At 55.0% G+C, this 1,038-nt stretch carries 3 protein-coding genes; all 3 read left to right on the top strand.

Annotated features, from left to right (window positions below):
- The first annotated feature begins 8 nt into the window (after positions 1-8).
- The gene (locus KGL31_04985) at positions 9-422 is read left to right on the top strand and encodes a peptidylprolyl isomerase (protein ID MDE2321258.1); all 414 of its coding nucleotides are present in this window, start codon (positions 9-11) and stop codon (positions 420-422) included.
- Between the two features lie 153 nt (positions 423-575).
- A complete protein-coding gene (rpsU, locus tag KGL31_04980) occupies positions 576-773 on the top strand; it encodes a 30S ribosomal protein S21 (protein MDE2321257.1) in 198 nt (65 codons plus the stop codon).
- A gap of 3 nt (positions 774-776) precedes the next feature.
- Positions 777-1,038, top strand: a 262-nt coding sequence (locus KGL31_04975) for a GatB/YqeY domain-containing protein (GenBank protein MDE2321256.1), incomplete at its 3' end; no start/stop codon positions are given.

The raw sequence follows: 1,038 nt of genomic DNA, 5'->3' as shown, positions 1-1,038 counted from the left end.
TCATCGAGATGGCGGCCGGTAAGATCGTGGTGGAACTATACGAGAACGACGCGCCAGGGACCGTGGCGAACTTCGTCAAGTTGGCCAAGCAGGGATTCTATAACGGTCTCAATTTTCATCGGGTTGAGCCCGGTTTTGTTGTTCAGGGCGGTGATCCGAAGGGAGACGGTACCGGTGGGCCCGGCTACACCATCAAGGATGAGGTCAATAGCCGCAAACATCTGACCGGAACGGTGGCCATGGCGAAGACCGCCGCGCCCAACAGCGCCGGGAGTCAGTTCTATATTACCCTGGCGCCACAACCCAGGCTGGACAGCGGGTACACGGTGTTCGGCCAGGTCGTGGAGGGGATGGATATCGTCATGAAGATCAAGCAAGGGGACATCATGAAGAAGGTCACCATTATTGAGGCCACACGCTGAGTCGGCGCTAGTAAAAACATTGACATTTATATGCGGATGGTGCGATTCTTAATAAGAAATGTCGAAATGTGACGCAGCAGCTTCCGGATTCCGTAGAGAAGGGTGTTAAACCGTAGCGCATCTCATCGCTATTGATAAGGGGGTGTGAAGGGGATGGCGAGTGTGACGGTCAAGGAGGACGAGTCGTTCGAGGGCGCCCTCCGCCGTTTTAAGAAACAGTGCGAGAAGGCCGGGGTCTTGTCAGAACTCCGCAAGCGCGAGCATTACGAGAAGCCAAGTGTCCGCCGCAAGAAAAAATCGATGGCCGCCAGAAAGAAGGCCTTGAAGCGCGTCCACTTCGCTGTAGAGTAGGACGTGAGCGTCTTAAAGACACGATTGGCCGACGACCTCAAGGTAGCCCTCAAGAGTGGAGATCGGTTGAGGACGTCAGTGCTTCGGCTTCTCCATGCGCTCATCAAGAACAGGGAAATAGAAAAACGGGGAGAGTTAGACGACGCGGAAATCATCCAGGCAGTGATCGCGTCCTGTAAGCTCAGAAAAGAGGCCATCGAGCAGTATATAAAGGGGGGACGGGATGATCTGGCCGTGAAGGAGGAGGCCGAGCTTAAGCTCCTCG

It is taken from the genome of Candidatus Methylomirabilota bacterium (assembly GCA_028870115.1).
GTDB lineage: Bacteria > Methylomirabilota > Methylomirabilia > Methylomirabilales > Methylomirabilaceae > Methylomirabilis.
Note: the sequence above shows the minus strand (reverse complement) of the source record. Positions and strands in the feature narration are given on the sequence as shown.